Below are 19,453 nucleotides of genomic sequence, written 5' to 3' on the forward strand. Positions count from 1 at the left end.
TATCTGATTTATGTCGCTCCTTAAAAGGATCAACCCTTTCTCTAAACAAAATGACGATACCGGCTTCGGTACCAATCCCAACGGGTACGGAGGCCGGTTTATTAACCGTGATGGTACTTTTAACATCCGCCGCGAAGGCCGCCCGTTCTGGGACCGGTTTAGTGTGTATCACACGCTGCTCAACCTGCCGGCCTGGAAATTCACCTGCGTGATCCTCTTGTTTTATTTCTCGATCAACCTCTTGTACACGGGTATCTATTGGGTGCTGGGCGTGGACCAGTTCCAGGGTATCATCGGGCAAACTCCCTGGATGCGGTTGAAAGAAATCTTTTTCTTCAGTACGGAAACCTTTACCACTGTCGGTTATGGCCGCGTAAATCCCATTGGTGACGGCGCCAACATGGTGGCTGCTATTGAAGCCATGTCGGGCTTCCTGTCCTTTGCGGTGGCTACCGGTCTGATGTACGGCCGTTTTTCCAAACCCAGGGCACATCTCGTATTCAGCGACAATGCGCTCATCGGTCCCTATAAAGACATGACCGGCCTGATGTTCCGCTTCGCTTCGTACAAAGACAATCATACGCTTACCAATGTAGATGTTACGGTAACCATCGGCTTGCAGGTAGTGGAGAACAGTAATCCGGTATACAAATTCTACACCCTGCCACTGGAAAGAGGAAAAGTGGAGAGCCTTTCCATGAACTGGACCGTAGTGCATCCCATCGATGAAAACAGCCCGCTGCTGGGCTTTACGGCCGACGACATGCGGAATGCGGACGTGGAGATTTACGTGTTGGTGAAAGGGTTTAACGATGTATACGCCAACACGGTATTACAACGTACTTCCTACACCTACGAGGAAATACAGTTCAACCGCAAGTTCATTCCCATGTACCGGGAAAGTGAAAACGGCAGGACCACCATTCTGGAATTACACCTGCTCAACAAATCCAGGGAAACGAACTGATTTAGAGATTTTTTGAGTTACGATTTTTTGATTTCGCGGATCGATAAAAAAGAAGACCGAAGCGGATTTTTACCGCTTCGGTCTTCTTATCCGTAAAATCAAAAAATCGTAAATCAAAAAATCCCTAAATCTTTCGACGGGAAATCATCAGCAGGCCGATGTAAGTAAACGCACCGTTGATGATCAGCAGCTCCAGTCCAATCTGGAACTGTTTGAACAGTACAGCCTGATTGGTGTCTACCACATAGCAGAGCAGTGGCGCTACCACGCAAACGATCGGCACCAACCGGTCGTTGACGGTCCGTTTGCTCAGGATACCGAAGGCGAAGAGACCGAGCAGCGGCCCGTAAGTATAAGTGGCCACTTTCAGGATTACGCCGATCATACTGGGGTTGTTCACCCATTCAAACAGCATCACAAACAGCAGGAAAATAAATGCCATCATCAGGTGGATACGCTGACGCACTTTTTTCTTTTGGGCCTCGTCCCAGTCGGTACGGCGTTGTAAATCCAGGATGTCTATGCAGATAGACGAGGTGAGGGCCGTCATAGCGCCGTCGGCACTGGGGAACAGGGCAGAGATCAGCGCAATGATGAAGATCACGGAGATTACCGGAGGCATATGGCGCAGCGCCAGTTCCGGGAACAGGGCGTCACCGGTGGCTGATACCTGCAGTTTCGCACCGTAGAGGTTCAACAGGCCACCGAGGAACAGGAACAGGCCAATCACCACCAACATGATAAAAGCCAGGGACACCATGTTTTTCTTGGAGTCGCGCAGGGTTTTAACAGAGATGTTTTTCTGCATCATCTCCTGGTCAAGACCGGTCATGGTAATGGTAATAAATGCCCCGGCCAATATCTGCTTGACAAAAAACAGTTTACTGTTGGGATCAAACTCAAAAATCCGCGTAAGCCCCTTTTCCTGCATAGCGCTGATACTCTGGGCCATATTCATGTCCATGGCATGCAGAATGTAAAATACGCAGATGATCAGGCCGGCCAGCATACAGGTGGTCTGCAGCGTGTCTGTATACACGATGGTCTTCACCCCGCCTTCATAGGTATACACCAGGATCATAAAAAGGATGATAAGGGTGGTAAGCCAGAAGGGAACACCAAAGCTGGACAGGATGGCGTCTTGCAGGATACGTACCACCAGGTACAGCCGGGCGGTAGCCCCCAGGGTACGCGACAGGATAAAGAAAGAAGCTCCCGTTTTGTACGACATAACACCAAAGCGTGTGTTCAGGTAGTTGTAAATGGACGTCAGTTGCAACCGGTAATAAAGCGGTATCAGCACATAAGCAATGGTGATGTACCCGATAAAGTAACCCAGTGTGATCTGGAAATAGGTAAAGGCGTCTTTGCCAACTGCGCCCGGAACACTCACAAAAGTAACACCGCTCAGGGAGGTGCCAATCATCCCGAATGCTACCAGCATCCAGTTACTGTTGCGGTTTCCGATGAAAAAGGAGTCGTTGTTAGACCCACGGCCGGTGTACCAGGCGACAATCAGTAGAATGACAAAGTAAGCAACGACAAACGAGAATAATAATCCTGGTGACATAAATGAGTTTTAATCAAGACCGCACACAATATAAAGTGCTAAATCACAAATATAACATCTTACCCTATTGAGTGTATGTGTACCGCAGGGGTGTTTTTTACACTATTAACCCCCATCATAATTATTTGCTTTAGTCAAATAAAATACTTGACGATGTCAAGTATTTTTGTAATTTTGATTGAAATACAGATTTATATGTCATCCAATGATGCACTGATAGCGGATGTCCGCCATTTTAACCGCTTTTATACGGGGGTAGTGGGCCTGTTGGACCAGCACATCCTGGAAAGTAAATATTCGCTTTCTGAAGTGAGGGTATTATATGAGATCGGGGAACAGGAAAAATGTACCGCCGGCCAATTGATTACTGTCATGAAGATAGACGGGGGATACCTCAGTCGCATCCTGAAGAAGTTTGAAACCGCCGGATTGATCACCCGGCACCAGTCACCCGCCGACGGCCGTACCTTTTTCCTGCAACTCACGGCTAAAGGACGGAAGATGATGACCGGCCTCAATGAAAGATCGTCAGAACAGATCCGGCAGATACTGGAGCCACTGGAAGCACCCCAACGGCAACAGGTCACCGGTGCCATGAAAACCATCGAAACTGTCTTGTCAGGCGGCAGCACCCCGGCGCCAACTTCGGATATCCATATCCGTTATGACCTGCAACCGGGGGATATCGGTTACCTGATATACCTGCATGGAGAACTGTACGCCAAAGAATGTGGCTATAATTTTGAATTTGAATCCTATGTGTGTAAAACGTTCCAGGATTTTCTGACAACTTACAACACCAATAAGGACAGGGTGTTTCTGGCGGTGGCGGATAACCGGATCGTAGGGGCGGTGGCCATACTGGGCTCTTCCCGTTACCTTGCCCAGCTGCGTTGGTTCATTGTGCACCCCGACTACAGGGGACGCGGACTGGGAAAACGCCTCTTCGCCGAAGCAATTGCCTTCTGCCGGGAGAAAAACTATCAGAATGTGTATTTGATGACCACCAGCCTGCAAAACACCGCCATCGATATCTACAAAAAAGCAGGCTTCCGGAAAACCGGGGAGAAATTCCTGCAGCTGTGGGGCCAGCAACAGTATGAACAACGGTATGATATGGACCTCACCCAGTGATTTACGATGATGTGATTTTTTGATTTTGGGATTTCCAGGATGTTGGGTTCATTCCTGAAATCCCAAAATCAAAAAATCGTAAATCAAAAAATTAAAGTCAGTTATATAGGCGTAACAGTACTATCTGCCCCAGATGATAGGCGTCGTGTTCTGCGAGGCCCTGTAAATAATAAACAGCTTTTTTATCGGTGCCCGGGAAGGTATCAAACAGTGCCGCTTCCGGGAAGTTCCTGATAGTGGCGGCCATCTGCTCAAAGGAGTGTTCCAGCCGGTGGATGGTGGCCTGCCAGTTTTCTTCCCCATGGTTTTCCGGCATATAAAAGTCCGGAAGGTCTCCGTCTTTTTCCGGCGCTTCGTTGTGCATGTACCTTTCTACCCGCTGGTGCCAGAAGATAACATGGTTCACGATCTGCCAGATATTATTGGAGCCGTTCAGGCTTTTTACCGCCTGACGTGCGTCTATACGGGAAAGGTGCTCCCTGAAAGTTACATCCAGCCAGGGTTTCCCATTGTATAATGCTTCTATGGAAGAAGCGAGGTGTTCTGTAAGCTGCATAATTCGTAATTTAACTTATTTGTCGGTATTTTTAAAGTAAAACCCAAACGTTATGAACCAAGTGGATCTGGAAACGAATAAGAACGAAGATGCCATGAGACTGGCCATCAGCACCATGAAACAACGCCTCGGGACCATCGAACAGGGTGGCGGGAAAAAAAGCCTGGAAAAGGTCCGCCAACGGGGCAAACTGACGGCCAGGGAACGTATTCAATATCTGATAGACAAAGACAGCCCCTTTATTGAAATCGGCGCCTTTGCTGCTTATGATATGTACCCCGAATATGGTGGTTGCCCCGCTGCCGGCACTGTAGGCGGCATCGGTTATGTAAGCGGCCGCCAATGCATGATCGTGGCCAATGATATGACGGTAAAAGCCGGCGCCTGGTTTCCCCTGACCGGCAAAAAGAACCTGCGCCTCCAGGAAATAGCCATGGAAAACCATCTCCCGGTCATCTACCTGGTGGACAGTGCCGGGGTGTTCCTGCCCATGCAGGATGAAATATTCCCGGATAAGGAACACTTTGGCCGCATCTTCCGTAACAACGCCCGCATGAGCGCGATGGGCATCACCCAGATCGCGGCGGTAATGGGCAGTTGTGTGGCTGGGGGCGCCTATCTGCCCATTATGAGCGATGAAGTACTGATGGTGGAAGGCAACGGCTCTATCTTCCTCGCCGGCCCTTATCTTGTAAAGGCTGCTATTGGCGAAGACGTAGATGCGGAAACGTTAGGCGGCGCCGTTACCCATACCGAAATTTCCGGCATCGCTGACTATAAATTCAAAACAGATGAAGAATGCCTCGATCAGATAAAACGGATCGTCAGCAAAATAGGACAAGGCCCCTCTGCCGGCTTTGACCGTATCGAGCCGGTGGCGCCCGCACTGCCGGAAGCAGACCTCCACAGCGTGCTGCCGTCCGACAGTTCCCGTCCGTATGATATGCTCGATATCATTCACCGCATCGTGGACGATTCCGCTTTTGATCAATATAAACAGGACTACGGCAAAAGCATCCTCTGTGGTTATGCCCGCATAGATGGCTGGGCGGTAGGCATCGTGGCCAACCAGCGTAAAATCGTGAAAAGCCGCAAAGGCGAATTGCAGATGGGCGGTGTTATCTACAACGACAGCGCCGATAAGGCTGCCCGCTTCATCATGAACTGTAACCAGAAAAAAATACCACTGGTGTTCCTGCAGGACGTAACAGGCTTCATGGTAGGCAGCCGCAGCGAACATGCCGGCATCATCAAAGACGGGGCTAAACTGGTTAACGCAGTATCCAATTCAGTAGTGCCCAAAATCACGATCATCATCGGCAACTCCTATGGCGCAGGCAACTACGCCATGTGCGGCAAAGCTTATGATCCCCGTTTTATCTTCGCATGGCCCTCTGCTAAGATTGCGGTGATGGGCGGTGAACAGGCTGCTAAAACATTATTACAGATCCAGGTGGCCTCCCTCAAAGCAAAAGGACAGGAGATCACCCCGGATGAAGAAGCCCGCCTGCTCAAAGAAATCACAGATAAATACAACAGCCAGACCACTCCTTACTATGCCGCCGCCCGCCTTTGGGTGGATGATATCATTGACCCTGCTGATACCCGCAGGCATGTTTCGGAAAGCATCAAAGCTGCTAACAACGCACCCGTTGAACAGCCGTTTAACGTAGGGGTGTTCCAGGTTTAGATATTTTGATATTCTGACATTTGGTTATTTTGATATGTAGTTGAACTTCCTTGCTGCGAAGAAATCTGACTAAATATCAAAATAACTAAATGTCAAAATTTATAAATGAACGTTATATTTGCGCGCTATGGCAGAATTGCAGATATATACGGATGGCGCCTCCCGCGGCAATCCCGGGCCCGGTGGTTACGGTGTGATATTATTATGGGGAAGTGTGCGCAAGGAATTATCACAGGGATATCGTAAAACAACCAACAACCGGATGGAGCTGCTGGCGGTGATCACCGCACTGGAAGCATTAAAGAAAGAAGGAGTGGAAATGACCATTTTTACAGACAGTAAATATGTGGTGGACAGTATCGAAAAAGGTTGGATATGGGGCTGGGTAAAAACCGGCTTTAAAGATAAAAAAAACAAAGACCTGTGGCTCCGTTTTATTCCGCTCTACAGAAGACACAAAGTCAAAATGCAATGGGTGAAAGGCCACTCCAGCAACCCGTTCAACAATCGTTGTGATGAACTGGCCACACAGGCCGCCGATAGCGGTAACTGGCTGATAGACCAGGGCTTCGAAAGCGGAAATTAACTGTCGCCGAACCAACTGACAGCCCGGATTGTAATATAAACGGAAAAACTTCGTTTATGCTTACCTGGCTGATAGAAACCCTCCAGAAATATCCGGAAATAGCCGTCATGTTAACCCTGCTCATTGGTTTTCTCCTGGGCAAATTACGCATCAAAGGTTTTACACTCGGCACTGTCACTGGCGTACTGCTGGTAGGTATCGTCATTGGCGGTATCCATATCCAGATCCCCGGCGCGGCCAAATCCATCTTTTTCCTGTTGTTCCTGTTTGGTACGGGCTACAGCATCGGTCCGCAGTTTTTCCAGGGACTGAAAAAAGATGGTCTCCCGATAGCGATATTCTCTTTTATCGTTTGTTGCAGCAGCCTTTTTTTCTGCTGGGCCATTGCTTCTATCCTGCGATTTGATACGGGTACCACCGCCGGACTGATGTCTGGTGCCAACACCTGTTCTGCTATTATCGGCGTTGCTTCCAATACCATCAACGAGCTGGACATCAGTATCGCAGACAAGGAGCGGCTGGTCAACCAGATCCCTGTAGCCTATGCGGTGACCTACATCTTTGGAACAGCAGGCACCAGCTGGTTCCTGTCGGTCATCGGTCCCTGGTTCATGTCCGGCAGCAGGGAGAAGCTGATAGAAGAAACCCGCAAGCTCGAAGCAACGATGACTGATACGAATGCTGAAGAAGACGGAGATATCAAAAACGCTTACGATCACGTGGCTTTCAGGGCTTACCTCGTCAATGGTGAGCTGGTGGGCGAAGAAGGGAAATCTGTGGGAGAACTGGAAGCATTTTTCCGGAGGAAAAAAAGAGTGTTGTATCTGTTGCGCGTAAGGAGGGAAGGGGAGATGATGGCTACTCCGCAGGATTTTGTGATACGTCAGGGAGATATTATAGCAGTTGGCGGGCAACGTTCTGCAGCTATTGCTTCCGGTACTATGCTGGGCAAGGAAGTAGCAGATGCTGATCTGTTGACCTTCCCCGTGCAGGCTATCAATGTGGTGATCAATAAGAGCAACGCCATCAATAAACCGATCAAAGTGTTGGTGCGCCAGCCGCAGCTGCATGGCATCAGTGTCCGGAAAATTACACGTACCGGTATCGAGATACCGTTGGAAGCCAATACCATTTTGCAAAAAGGCGATGTGGCCGAGCTGGTGGGCATACAGGAGGAATTAGACCAGGCCGTGCCTGTACTGGGTTTTAAAGAACGGGCAGGCGTAGAAACGGATATTCCATACCTGGCAGGCGGCATTGCATTGGGTACGCTGGTAGGCGCCATGAGCGTACGCATCGGTAATGTGCCGATAGAACTGAGTACCAGCGGGGGCGCACTGATCGCAGGACTTTTCTTCGGATGGTTGCGCAGCGTGAATCCACGTTTCGGATATATACCACCTTCTTCTCAGTGGGTGCTGACAAAACTGGGATTGCATGTGTTTATCGCTATCGTAGGGCTTACTGCCAGCGATGGCTTTTTACAGGGATTAAAACAGGAAGGACTGACATTGTTCCTCGCAGGTTTGGTGTTAAGCCTGTTACCCATGGTAGTGGCGCTGTTCCTGTCTAAATACGTCTTCAAATTTCATCCCGCTATTGGTTTGGGCGCCTGTGCCGGTGCGCATGATGAATCGGCGCCGTTGCTGGCTGTTCAGGATACGCTCAACAGTAAAGTGCCGGCCTTAGGTTATACTGTGGCTTATGCGGTGGCCAACATCACCCTCACTACTTCCGGTGTGATCATCGTGTTGCTGATGCACAAGGGGTAATATAAATATATGAGTTTTAAAATCTATATAAAAAAGTAACCGGTCATCACAAAAAATGAAGGCTGTATCCCATTTTTCTAACTTTTTTAACATTTCTTTTGTTGTTTACATACAAACGACCTAGCTTTGCGCCCCGATTAGTCTATAGAATTAATAGAGTATTGCGATGAAGACAAAACAACAAAGAAAACCGATGATGGAAATAAATAACCAGCCAGTTAAATGCATCAACCAAAGTTGTTGTTGCTGTAGTTAAATTCGAATCACTTTCTGCACAACAGATCTTTCGAAACAACAGGTTACAGCAACATGGACTGTTTCCGGAAGATTGCTGTCACAGTACAAAAAAATAAGAGGAGGCTTAGCCGGTGTTATTTGCTTACGCCGGCATGGGTTTTTGCTGCCTTTATTCGTTCTCAAACCAAATCAACCATAGATTTATGTTACAACGATTGCTTATGATTCTCTTGCTGCTGGGGCCACTGGCAGCATTTTCACAGGTACGTACCGTTACAGGTACTGTCCTGTCGGGCAAGGACAAAGAACCGCTGCCCGGCGCCACCATCGTCATTAAAGGAACGACGAAAGGGGTGCTGACAGGGCCTAACGGTTCCTTCCGGCTGGAAGTTACAGATCCGGCGGCTACAACATTGGTCATCAGATATGTAGGCATGACATCGCAGGAAGTACCTATTAGTACAACACCGCTGACAATCACGCTACAATCTGCCGGTAAAAATATTGATGAGATAGTAGTCATCGCTTATGGTACCGCTAAAAAAAGTTCCTATACCGGTTCCGTTTCACAAATAAAGGGCGCTGAACTGGAAAACCGCCAGGTGTCCAGCGTTACCAAAGCCCTGCAGGGCCTCGCTCCCGGTGTACAGAGCGCTTCCCAGAGCGGGCAACCTGGTTCTGACGCTACGATCCGTATCCGCGGCGTTGGTTCTATTAACGCTTCAGCTGACCCGCTTTACGTGGTGGACGGGGTGCCTTATGGTGGTAATATCAACGCGATTAACCCGTATGATATCGAATCCATCAGTGTACTGAAAGACGCAGCCTCCTCAGCATTGTATGGTTCCCGTGGCGCTAACGGTGTTATCATTATCACCACTAAAAAAGGAAAAGCCAAAGGCAGTAATATAGACGTTCGCGTTAGTCAGGGTTTTTCCAAAAGAGCGGTGAAAGATTATGACAGGATGTCTGTTGATCAGTATTTCCCGATGTACTGGCGCGCTTTGTTCAACGAGGGCCTGGCAAATGGCAATGACTCCATCAGCTCCGCGAGAGACGCCAGCCAAAACCTGGTAGGGGAGCTGGGGATTAATCCTTATGGCAGCGCCTTCCCTCAGCCGGTGGGTACCGACGGTAAACTGGTTGCTGGTGCTAAACCCTTGTGGAACGATGATTGGAGCAAAGCCATGCAACGTACGGGTCACCGTACTGAAGCCAATGTGGCCATCAGCGGTGCTACCGATAAAACCCGTTACCTCATCTCCGGTGGTTACCTCGATGACCAGGGCATCTACCTCGGCTCTGGCTTCAAACGATATACTGTACGCTCCAACTTCGACATAGACGCCCGCAAATGGCTGAAAGTAGGCTTTAACCTCAGCGCTGCCCATTCCGATCAACAGGCGCCGCCGTCTGAAGACAGCCGCAGCGACAACTATGTCAACTACGGTCGTCTGATGGGGCCTATGTACCCGGTGTATCAGCGTGACCCGAATACCGGCTCCTATCTCCTCGATGCCAAAGGCAACAAAATATTCGATTTCGGCGACTATCGTCCCGATCCGGCTAATCCCCGTACCAACCTGGTACAGACTTCCGGCATAGATAAACACGATGTGACCCGCGATGATGTATCCGGCCGTTTTTATGCAGAAGCTACACTTTACAAAGGGCTGAAGTTTAAAACCAGCTACAACGCTGACTACTCCACCCGTATAAAGCACGACTATACCAACCCCACCCTCGGCTTCGACGCTGAGGTAGGTGGTACTGTACTGAAAGGCAACTACCGCACTTTCAGCTGGACTTTCAACAACCTCCTGACCTACGAAAATACCTTCAATGAGAAACATCACCTGAATGTGTTGCTCGGTCAGGAAGCCTATAAATTTAAATATACTTACCTCGAGGGGTCTAAATCCGGGTTCTCTGTGCCAGGTATCGATGAACCTTCCGATGCTGCCCTGATTGGCGGTTTCGAAGGTTACTCAGACAACTACAGGCAGAATTCCTACCTCGGAAGAGCGGAATATGACTACGCCGGAAAATATTTCTTCTCCACCTCTCTGCGTCGCGACGGATCTTCCCGCTTCGCACCGAACCGCCGTTGGGGCACTTTCTGGTCTGTAGGCGCTTCCTGGAAAATGACGGAAGAAACCTTCCTGAAAAATACTTCCTGGCTCAACCTGTTGACGCTGCGCGCCAGCTACGGCGGGCAAGGTAACGACAACCTTGGCACAGACCGTTACTACAACTATCTGCCGCTGTATTCAGTTAACAGCAACCTCGGATTGGGTGGTACTTTCCGCGAATTCCTGTTCAACGAGAAGCTGAAATGGGAAACTAACCTCAACCTCAATGTAGGTGTGGACTGGTCTATGTTCGATAACCGTTTCGGCGGCAGCGCGGAATTCTTTGTCCGCAAATCACAGGACCTGCTGTATTCCAGACCGAAACCACCTTCTATCGGCTACGGTTCAGTAGATGAGAACGTAGGCGCGCTGAAAAATACCGGTATAGAGCTCAGTCTGCATGGTACGCCTATACGAACTACGAACTTCAGCTGGAATATCGATCTCAATATGACACACTACAGGAACAAGGTTACCAGCCTGCCGCAAAACGAGATCATTAGCGGTACCAAAAAGCTCATGGTAGGCAAATCCATCTATGACTTCTACATCCGTCAATGGGCAGGCGTGAACCCGAATACCGGTGTGGCACAGTGGAAATACACCAATCCTGATGGCAGCATCAAGGATACCAGCAACTACAGCAAGGCGTCCCTGTATTATTCCGGATCATCATTGCCTGATCTGTATGGTGGTCTGACCAACACATTCGCTTACAAAAACTTCTCGCTGTCATTCCTGATCGTGTATAGCATCGGCGGTAAAGTACTGGACAACGACTATACTTTCCTGATGGGACTGGGTGGTTCTGCCGGTCGCGCATGGTCTACAGAAGTGCTGAACGCCTGGACACCGACTAACCGCAATACAGACGTACCGCAGGTAAATACCGTAGCTGCCAGCTGGACGGGCACTTCCACCCGTTTCCTGTATGATGCTACCTATGCCAGGCTGAAAAGCGTAAACCTCAGTTACACACTGCCGAAGACGTTAATGGAAAGGGCTCACCTGAATAACATCATGGTGTATGTACAGGGAGAAAACCTGTTCACCTTGTACGGCCATAAAGGCATGGACCCTGAACAGACCGTTGGTGGTACTACCTACTATCGTTACCCGGCCGTAAAATCTTTATCCGCTGGTATTAATCTGAGCTTCTAAAAACTGTGTCATGAAAAAGTACATATTATTCATCGCTATATTCGCCGCAGCTGTCTTTTCAGCCTGCAACAAGGATTTCCTGGACACGCGGCCTACCAATGCCGTACCCGACGATCAGGTGTTTAACACTGTCGACAACGCAGAAACTGCGCTGACAGGGATTTGGGCATATATGTTTGAAACCTACTTCACTTTCGCCGTTCCGGGCATCAAATCGCTGGACCTTACCAGCGACGCTATGGGCAGTGATGTGGCGTTGACCACCTCCTATGGTTTCAGGGATTCATACACATTTAACGAAATGTCGGACAATACCAAAAACAGGGTGAGTGCTTACTGGACCATCTTGTACAAAACCATCGATAACTGCAACAACTTTCTGTCTAAAATAGATCAGGTGCCCGGCGACGATGCCAAACGCAAGCTGTTGAAAGGCCAGGCGTCCGCTTTAAGGGGCTGGTGCTACCTGACACTGGCGGAATTCTATTCTTTCGGTGTAACCAACGATCCGAGCGCTAAATCAGTACCCATATACACTGATCCGGCTAATCCGGCTACACCGGGTAAGGCCAGATCTACGGTAACACAGGTGTACGCGCAGGCCATCACCGACTTACAGGCGGCTGTGCCTTTACTGGCAGACTATAGCCGTAGCTCCACACAGAAATTCAAAATTGATGGTAATGTAGCCAACGGGTTACTGGCGCGCGCTTATCTCTACAGCAATCAGCCGGCGAAAGCCATCGCCGCTGCTGTGGCGGCACGTAACGGTTATCCGCTGATGTCTGGTGATGACTATAACAAAGGCTTCAACGATGTAGGTAATCCGGAATGGATCTGGGGCCAGCCGCAGACACCAAGCCAGAACGTGGCTGCATCTACGTTTAATTTTCTCGATGTGTCCACGCCGGTAGCTTATTATAAAAGTTATAAGGCCGACCCATGGTTCCAGGGCTATTTTGACAGCACAGACGTACGTTTCCGTTTGTTCCAGTGGAGCACCAGCGGTCCCGGCGCACTGCTGTACAAAAAATTCCGCTTCCGTGACCCGGGTGGTATGGTGTCTGACATTGTGCTGATGCGTTCTGCAGAGATGTACCTGATTGAAGCGGAAGCGCACGCCCGCAACAATAATGCTGCGAAAGCTGCCGAGGTGCTCAATGTACTGAGAACAGCGCGTAACTCCCATCTCTTCAACGGTGGCGGTTCTGTAACCGACACGATCCTGCTGGAAAGACGAAAAGAGCTGTGGGGTGAAGGGTTCTCACTGGTGGATATTATTCGTACAGGCGGTACCGTAGTCAGGAAACCGTTTAAGTCTTACACCGGTGCAGACAGTATTATCAACGTACCACAGCCTGATGGTTCTATCGTGAAAGTACGCGGGGTAGGGCATCGTACATTGAAATTGCCTGATGGTAGTGCTTTTGTGAAAAACAGCAATTACTATCTGTTCGCCATTCCCATCAGCGAATTGCAGAACAATCCAAACATCAACAACTAGTTTTTACCCTTCATAAAAAAGCCTTCGGAAGTTTTTCCGAAGGCTTTTTTATGTCTCTTAATAAATAAAAGGAAGGATGCGACGGGTGTGTTGGATGTAATCCGTGTATTCGCTGCCAAACTGTTCTGTCAGCACTTTTTCTTCGATATCCATGCGATAGATGAAGGCCACCAATACAGGGACAAATGCAATGATCAGCCCCACCCAGTTGTTGAGCGACAGGCCAAAGCCGAGGAAAGACAACAGGGACCCGGCATAGGAGGGATGCCGGAGCACACCATAGATGCCGTCTTTCTTGATGCGATGATCTTTACGGATAGTCACCACTACGGTAAACAGCCGGCCCAGTGAGGCAATGGCGTAAAAACGCAATATCATACCGGCCAGGATGACGGATAACCCGATGTAGTTCATCAGGCTGCCCTGCTGCAGTATAGGAAACCGTGTTTGGTAAGACACGTATACGGCGACATTGATGCTGATCAGGATAATAATCCAGATATAGACCAGGCTGCCTTTGTCTTTTTTCTTTTTGTCGTCCGGCGCTCCTCCCCGCAGTATCCTGTGCAATAATATCTCTGAAAGAAACCAGATCATGTAGATAATAGAGGATAATGTGTTCATCGGCGGCTTAAGTTGAAATTACAGATATACCTAATGTATGAAATGTTTTCAATGCCGTCAAGTGTTTCTGGCGGCGTTCTTCCCAACTCCTCCATTATCAAGTCTTTAAAAAAGATTATTTTGCAATCGGAATTAAATCAGTGCGCTATGGAAAACCTGCAATCTATACTCCAGTCAGACACCCCGGTGCTGATCGACTGTTTTGCTGTCTGGTGCGGCCCCTGCAAGATGATGCCGCCTATCCTGAAAGAAGTGAAGGACAAATTTGGAGACAAACTTCGGATCATTAAAATCGATATCGATAAAAACCAGCAGCTGGCTGCCCAATGGCAGATCAGCAGTGTGCCTACGATGTTGTTGTTTAAAAACGGGAAGCTGGCATGGCGCCAGAGTGGGGTGGTACCGGCACATCAGCTGATACCCGTATTGACTCCCTTGTTGTAAACTACGATAATGCTGACATAATGAAGAAGGCCATGATCACTGCGGTGGTCATGGCCTTCTTTATGTTAGTTGATGTTGCTGTAGTAACTTCTCAAGTCCCTTTCCAGCTGATCATATATCGGTCTGGTAAATTCGATAAACAAATCCTGCGGCGGCGGTGGCGCTACATCCTGACCCCCGATCATATTTTTGTCTTCATCGCTCAGCGCGCGGTAATCACCGCGGTAGGTGCCAAACTGGTTGAGCCAGGTGTAGCTGCCGGGAATGCGGTCTGTGCGCAGTACCCGGCCGTTATTGGTATCGGTGATCTGATAGTCGAGCAGCCCTTTGGACACCACTGTTTTTTTGGTGATGAAGAGGGTGGCTTTAACGGTAGTGTATATATTGATGATTTTGCCGGAGGTGTCTTTGGAGGTGCCTGTAACGATCTCTTTGGATACATCGCGCTGAAGGCGGTCTACAAATGTCTGGCCTACCACGAAGTCCTGGAAGCGTAAGGCGATATACTGATCGGGTTGGAGGTTTTCGTTCCGGGCAAAACGTTCATCGTAAAAGGCCACGAAGCGGTTGATGCTGCGTTGTTGCAGTGTACGCACGAGGTAGTCGCGGAACTGGTCGGCGCTGAACTGGAAGAAGGGGGAGCGCACATCTATTTCACTCACCACCACATGTATTACGCCGGCCTGAAAAGCTTCTTCCATGCGTTCTTTGGCATCGCGGTAGTTGCTGATCAGTTTGAGTGAGGCACCGAATTCCTCGTAGGCTTTCCGGGCACTGGCCTTGTCGCCCCGTTCCATGAGCGCCATGCCGCGATCATAGCGGCTTTCGGCGGCGTTTTCCTGGGCGCCGGTAATGGCGTCGCGATAATCTTTAGGGGTCACCACCTGTAGGGCGGCGGGGGAGCTGTGAATGAGATCGTATAGCCGTTGCATGGCGCGGTACTCATTGCGTATAGGTTCCCATTTAAGCTGATTGTTGGAGCGGAGAAAGCCATTGACCCGGTCGTCATGCAGTCTTTGTGCCTGGCGATAGGCTTCGGGCAGCAGTTGCAGGGCAGTGGCGTCTTGTGGCCTGCGGTGGAGCTTTTTGATGAAAGCGGCTACAGCGTCGTCATATTTGCCTTTGTTGTAGAGCTTTTCGCCGGAGCGGCAGCCCCATAGCAGGAAGCAGGCTAACAGGCATAGCATTCCCCGTATGCCGGCAGAACGGAAAGGTAGACTAATCGTATTCAAGGGACAGGATTTAAGCAGTGACGTTGCTTGCAGCGGTGGTTATTTGATCTGGCGGCGTAATTCCCTGTCAGACTCGCGTTGTTTGATAGATTCCCGTTTGTCGTACAGTTTTTTACCCTTGCCCACACCTATTTCCATTTTGGCAAGACTTTTATCCGTAATGAATATACGAAGCGGAACGATGGTATAGCCCCGTTCTTTGATCTTGTTCTCGATTTTTTTTAATTCCCGTTTAGTCAACAGTAATTTTCTTTCGCGCAGGGGATCATGATTGGCGCTGGTGCCGTGAGAATATTCGGCGATATGCAGGCTTTTAACAAACAATTCTCCTTTTGAAAAATAACAAAAGGAATCATTAAAACTGACCCTGCTGGCACGGATAGACTTAATCTCTGTTCCTGTCAATACCATTCCCGCAATAAATTTTTCTTCTATTGCGTACTCAAAATATGCTGATCTGTTTCTTAATTCGGCCATGGGGCTATGATATTTTGGAATTTGGTTATTTAATTATTTGAGTATTGTGCCAACTGTTAACAGCTGTTATGTTAAACTACAATATCCAAATGATTAAATAACCAAATTTCAAAATGATATCTAGTTTTTGAAGAGACTGAGCAGGTTGGTCAGTCTGGTTTTTAATTCTTTTCGGTCCATGATGAAATCCAGGAAGCCGTGGTCCAACAGGAACTCTGCGCTCTGGAAGCCAGCAGGGAGGTCTTTTTTGATGGTCTCTTTGATGATCCTCGGACCGGCAAAGCCAATCAGGGCGCCCGGTTCGGCAATATTCACGTCTCCCAGCATAGCGAAGGAGGCGGTCACACCACCAGTAGTAGGATCAGTCATCAGGGATACAAAAGGCAGTCTGGCATCGGCAAGCTGGGTCAGTTTAGCCGATGTTTTAGCCATTTGCATCAGGGAGAAAGCACTTTCCATCATACGTGCACCACCGGATTTGGAGATGATCATCAATGGCATTTTGTGCACGATGCAGTAGTCAATGGAACGGGCGATTTTTTCACCTACCACAGAACCCATAGAGCCACCGATGAAGTTGAAGTCCATACAGGCCACTACCAGGTCTAATCCGTTTACCTTACCGGTGCCAACAGTCATGGCATCTTTCAGGCCGGATTTCTTTTGTGCGTCCTTCAGCCTGTCAGAGTATGGTTTCAGGTCTTTAAAGCCCAGGAAATCGGTCGGGTAAATATTGGAAAACAGTTCTTCGAACTGATTGTCGTCGAAAATAATCTCAAAATACTCTTTAGAGTTGATACGGTTGTGATAGTTACATTTATCACACACGTAGTAGTGCTCCTTCAGATCCTTAACAGTGGTGGTTTTCTTACAGTTAGGACACTTGTGCCACAACCCATCCGGTGCTTCTTTCTTCTCACTGGTGGAGGTGGAGATGCCTTGTTTAATTCGCTTAAACCAGCTTGACATATTTTACTATTAGATTAGAAAATAGTGGTGCAAGATACGAATTAATGCATAAAACCAAACAGTTGTCAGAATCTCCTCCCGGAAATGAGGGAAATTGTTTTATTTTAACTATTAAAAATGAAGCGGAAACAAAAGCGATTATTTTAATATAAGTTCGCTTTGTTTCCGCTTCAGGCGGTTATATTGATATCAGTCCGGCAGGCGCCTTTAAGGCGTATCCTTTCGGGGGACCGTTATGCGTTTCTGTTGATGCAGTTCAGGTCGCGGAACGCCTCTTCCAGACGTTTTACAAAGGTATCTTCACCTTTGCGCAGCCATACGCGAGGATCGTAGTATTTTTTGTTAGGCTTGTCAGCACCTTCAGGGTTGCCCAGCTGGCCCTGCAGATACTCTTTCTTCGCCTCGTAGTAGTCGTGTACGCCTTCCCAGAATGCCCATTGCATATCGGTGTCAATGTTCATTTTGATAACGCCGTAGCCCAGTGCTTCAGCGATCTGGTGTTTCGGAGAACCGCTGCCACCGTGGAATACGTAGTATACCGGTTTAGCTTTGGTACCGAATTTCTGCTGGATGTATTCCTGGCTGTTCTGCAGGATCACAGGGCGCAGTTCCACGTTGCCCGGGCTGTACACACCGTGTACGTTACCGAATGCAGCAGCTACGGTGAAGCGGCTGCCTACTTTAGACAGTACCTCGTAAGCGTAAGCTACGTCTTCAGGCTGCGTATAGAGCTTGGAATTGTCCACGCCGGAGTTGTCTACACCGTCTTCTTCGCCGCCGGTTACACCCAGCTCGATTTCGATGGACATACCCAGCTTGTTCATCCGCTCAAAGTATTTATGGGAGATTTCGATGTTTTCCTGGATAGGCTCTTCAGAGAGGTCCAGCATGTGGGAGCTGTACAGCGGTTGACCGGTTTGTTTGAAGAAAACTTCACCAGCGTCCAGCAGACCGTCGATCCATGGCAGCCATTTTTTAGCGGCATGGTCAGTATGGAGCACAACCGGAACACCATAATATTTCGCTACTTCGTGTACATGTTTCGCACCGGAGATACCGCCAGCGATGTTAGCCTGCAGCTTGTCGTTCGGCATACCTTTACCAGCGTAAAACTGAGCACCACCATTGGAAAACTGTATAATGACCGGTGAATTTACTTTGGCAGCCGTTTCCAGTACCGCGTTAACTGAGTTGGTTCCCACTACGTTCACGGCAGGCATAGCAAATCCGTTGTCTTTGGCATCGTTATACAGCGCATCCAGCTCTTCGCCGAATAATACGCCAGCTCTGTATTTTCCCATACTTTAAAATGTATTTGTTTTTTTAGGAAAGCAAATATACACAGTAAAAAATAAGATTTATAGCGAAATGTATTTTTATCTCCGCTGAAAAATACAGGCGAAAAAATGCATTTTAACCCCTTATTCCTTACTGCTATGCGTAAAATCCTCAGCTCCGCATTACTGCTGCTCTCTTTTAAAATACTCTTCGCTGGCCCGTTTGATCGGAATGCAAACGATTCCAGCAATTACTTTTCTTCTTTCGACGGCACCCGTATCCACTACACCGTCAAGGGAAATGGTGAACCGGTCATACTGGTGCACGGCTTCATGGGCAGTGGCGATTCATGGCCCACGACGCCTTTGTACGACTCCCTGCTGCAACGTGGGTTTCGCGTGATCACGCTGGACCTGCGCGGCAACGGCGCTTCCGGCCATCCGCACGATAGCCTGGCTTATGCACAGGATGCTGAAGCCCGCGATATCATTGGCCTCGCCAGCCATCTGCAACTGCCAGCGTATAAAGTAGTGGGATATTCCCGCGGATCTATCATCACGGCACGTTTGCTGGTGCTGGACCCGAAGGTGACCTGCGCTGTGCTCGGCGGCATCGGCACCGGGTTCACCGACCCTGCATGGCCACGCCGGTTGAAATTTTATGATGCCCTCTCCGGAAAAGATGTACCGGAACTGGCAGCCATGGTCAAAAACGTACAGGCGAAGGGGTTAGACCAGCGGGCGCTGGCGCTGATGCAATGGGGCCAACCGGCCACCACGCCAGCTGAATTGGCAAAGGTACAACAGCCGGTACTGGTGATCGGAGGAGATAAAGATGAAGATAATGATACCGGCGGCTCCCTCGCCGCCATGATGCCCCGCGGCATGCACGGCACCGTGGCCGGCGATCATAACGGCGTGGTACGCTCTCCCTACTTCGCCGGATGGGTGCTGGATTTCCTGATAAAACACTAAATCAATTACGGTCCCAGGGCTGAAGCCCTGGGCTATGTTGTTGTTCAGGCCCTTTTGGAGCTATACTGCTCTGTGGTGTTGATATTATTTTTGCGCCATGGGAAAGGTTGTCAGGATATCAGTAGATTACTGACTAACCCGGACTT

General features: G+C 49.1%; 16 protein-coding genes. 9 read left to right on the top strand and 7 right to left on the bottom strand.

The window, feature by feature from the left end:
* Positions 1–10 precede the first annotated feature (10 nt).
* Complete coding sequence (locus HHL17_RS17585; protein ID WP_169226141.1) at positions 11–967, top strand: ion channel; 957 nt, start codon at positions 11–13, stop codon at positions 965–967.
* A 124-nt stretch (positions 968–1,091) separates the two neighbouring features.
* Here HHL17_RS17585 and HHL17_RS17590 read toward each other — a convergent pair whose 3' ends face one another.
* Entirely contained in the window at positions 1,092–2,537 is a 1,446-nt protein-coding gene (locus tag HHL17_RS17590) for a sodium:solute symporter (protein WP_169226142.1), read from the bottom strand.
* A gap of 195 nt (positions 2,538–2,732) precedes the next feature.
* On the opposite strand from HHL17_RS17590, the gene HHL17_RS17595 reads away from it, so the two are divergent.
* Entirely contained in the window at positions 2,733–3,671 is a 939-nt protein-coding gene (locus HHL17_RS17595; RefSeq protein WP_169226143.1) for a bifunctional helix-turn-helix transcriptional regulator/GNAT family N-acetyltransferase, read from the top strand.
* A 97-nt stretch (positions 3,672–3,768) separates the two neighbouring features.
* Here the strand turns inward: HHL17_RS17595 and HHL17_RS17600 are convergent, their stop codons facing one another.
* Positions 3,769–4,227: a DinB family protein gene (locus HHL17_RS17600; RefSeq protein WP_169226144.1), complete on the bottom strand. Its 459-nt coding sequence runs from the start codon at positions 4,225–4,227 to the stop codon at positions 3,769–3,771.
* A 52-nt stretch (positions 4,228–4,279) separates the two neighbouring features.
* Here HHL17_RS17600 and HHL17_RS17605 point away from each other — a divergent pair, with 52 nt between their 5' ends.
* The 5 genes from HHL17_RS17605 (at position 4,280) to HHL17_RS17625 (ending at position 13,309) form a co-directional block, all read left to right on the top strand.
* Complete coding sequence (locus HHL17_RS17605; protein ID WP_206156072.1) at positions 4,280–5,917, top strand: acyl-CoA carboxylase subunit beta; 1,638 nt, start codon at positions 4,280–4,282, stop codon at positions 5,915–5,917.
* A 127-nt stretch (positions 5,918–6,044) separates the two neighbouring features.
* A complete protein-coding gene (rnhA, locus tag HHL17_RS17610) occupies positions 6,045–6,503 on the top strand; it encodes a ribonuclease HI (RefSeq protein ID WP_169226145.1) in 459 nt (152 codons plus the stop codon).
* Positions 6,504–6,559: 56 nt separating this feature from the next.
* On the top strand, positions 6,560–8,275 hold the full coding sequence (gene aspT, locus HHL17_RS17615; RefSeq protein WP_169226146.1) for an aspartate-alanine antiporter: 1,716 nt from the start codon (positions 6,560–6,562) through the stop codon (positions 8,273–8,275).
* A gap of 458 nt (positions 8,276–8,733) precedes the next feature.
* The gene (locus tag HHL17_RS17620; protein ID WP_240975901.1) at positions 8,734–11,805 is read left to right on the top strand and encodes a SusC/RagA family TonB-linked outer membrane protein; all 3,072 of its coding nucleotides are present in this window, start codon (positions 8,734–8,736) and stop codon (positions 11,803–11,805) included.
* 10 nt (positions 11,806–11,815) lie between these two features.
* Positions 11,816–13,309, top strand: a complete 1,494-nt coding sequence (locus tag HHL17_RS17625) for a RagB/SusD family nutrient uptake outer membrane protein (protein WP_169226148.1) — start codon at positions 11,816–11,818, stop codon at positions 13,307–13,309.
* Between the two features lie 57 nt (positions 13,310–13,366).
* Here the strand turns inward: HHL17_RS17625 and HHL17_RS17630 are convergent, their stop codons facing one another.
* Complete coding sequence (locus HHL17_RS17630) at positions 13,367–13,933, bottom strand: methyltransferase family protein (RefSeq protein WP_169226149.1); 567 nt, start codon at positions 13,931–13,933, stop codon at positions 13,367–13,369.
* A gap of 147 nt (positions 13,934–14,080) precedes the next feature.
* Between HHL17_RS17630 and trxA the strand changes: the two genes are divergently transcribed.
* Complete coding sequence (gene trxA / locus HHL17_RS17635) at positions 14,081–14,377, top strand: thioredoxin (protein ID WP_168875010.1); 297 nt, start codon at positions 14,081–14,083, stop codon at positions 14,375–14,377.
* A 65-nt stretch (positions 14,378–14,442) separates the two neighbouring features.
* Here trxA and HHL17_RS17640 read toward each other — a convergent pair whose 3' ends face one another.
* The 4 genes from HHL17_RS17640 to fbaA form a co-directional block, all read right to left on the bottom strand.
* Positions 14,443–15,609: a tetratricopeptide repeat protein gene (locus tag HHL17_RS17640; protein ID WP_169226150.1), complete on the bottom strand. Its 1,167-nt coding sequence runs from the start codon at positions 15,607–15,609 to the stop codon at positions 14,443–14,445.
* 39 nt (positions 15,610–15,648) lie between these two features.
* Positions 15,649–16,086, bottom strand: coding sequence for an SsrA-binding protein SmpB (smpB, locus tag HHL17_RS17645; RefSeq protein ID WP_168875012.1), 438 nt, complete (start codon positions 16,084–16,086; stop codon positions 15,649–15,651).
* A 120-nt stretch (positions 16,087–16,206) separates the two neighbouring features.
* A complete protein-coding gene (accD, locus tag HHL17_RS17650; protein WP_169226151.1) occupies positions 16,207–17,055 on the bottom strand; it encodes an acetyl-CoA carboxylase, carboxyltransferase subunit beta in 849 nt (282 codons plus the stop codon).
* 233 nt (positions 17,056–17,288) lie between these two features.
* The gene (gene fbaA / locus HHL17_RS17655; RefSeq protein WP_169226152.1) at positions 17,289–18,356 is read right to left on the bottom strand and encodes a class II fructose-bisphosphate aldolase; all 1,068 of its coding nucleotides are present in this window, start codon (positions 18,354–18,356) and stop codon (positions 17,289–17,291) included.
* A gap of 135 nt (positions 18,357–18,491) precedes the next feature.
* Between fbaA and HHL17_RS17660 the strand changes: the two genes are divergently transcribed.
* Positions 18,492–19,307: an alpha/beta fold hydrolase gene (locus HHL17_RS17660; RefSeq protein ID WP_169226153.1), complete on the top strand. Its 816-nt coding sequence runs from the start codon at positions 18,492–18,494 to the stop codon at positions 19,305–19,307.
* Positions 19,308–19,453 lie beyond the last annotated feature (146 nt).

It is taken from the genome of Chitinophaga fulva (assembly GCF_012927205.1).
Taxonomy (GTDB): Bacteria; Bacteroidota; Bacteroidia; order Chitinophagales; family Chitinophagaceae; genus Chitinophaga; species Chitinophaga fulva.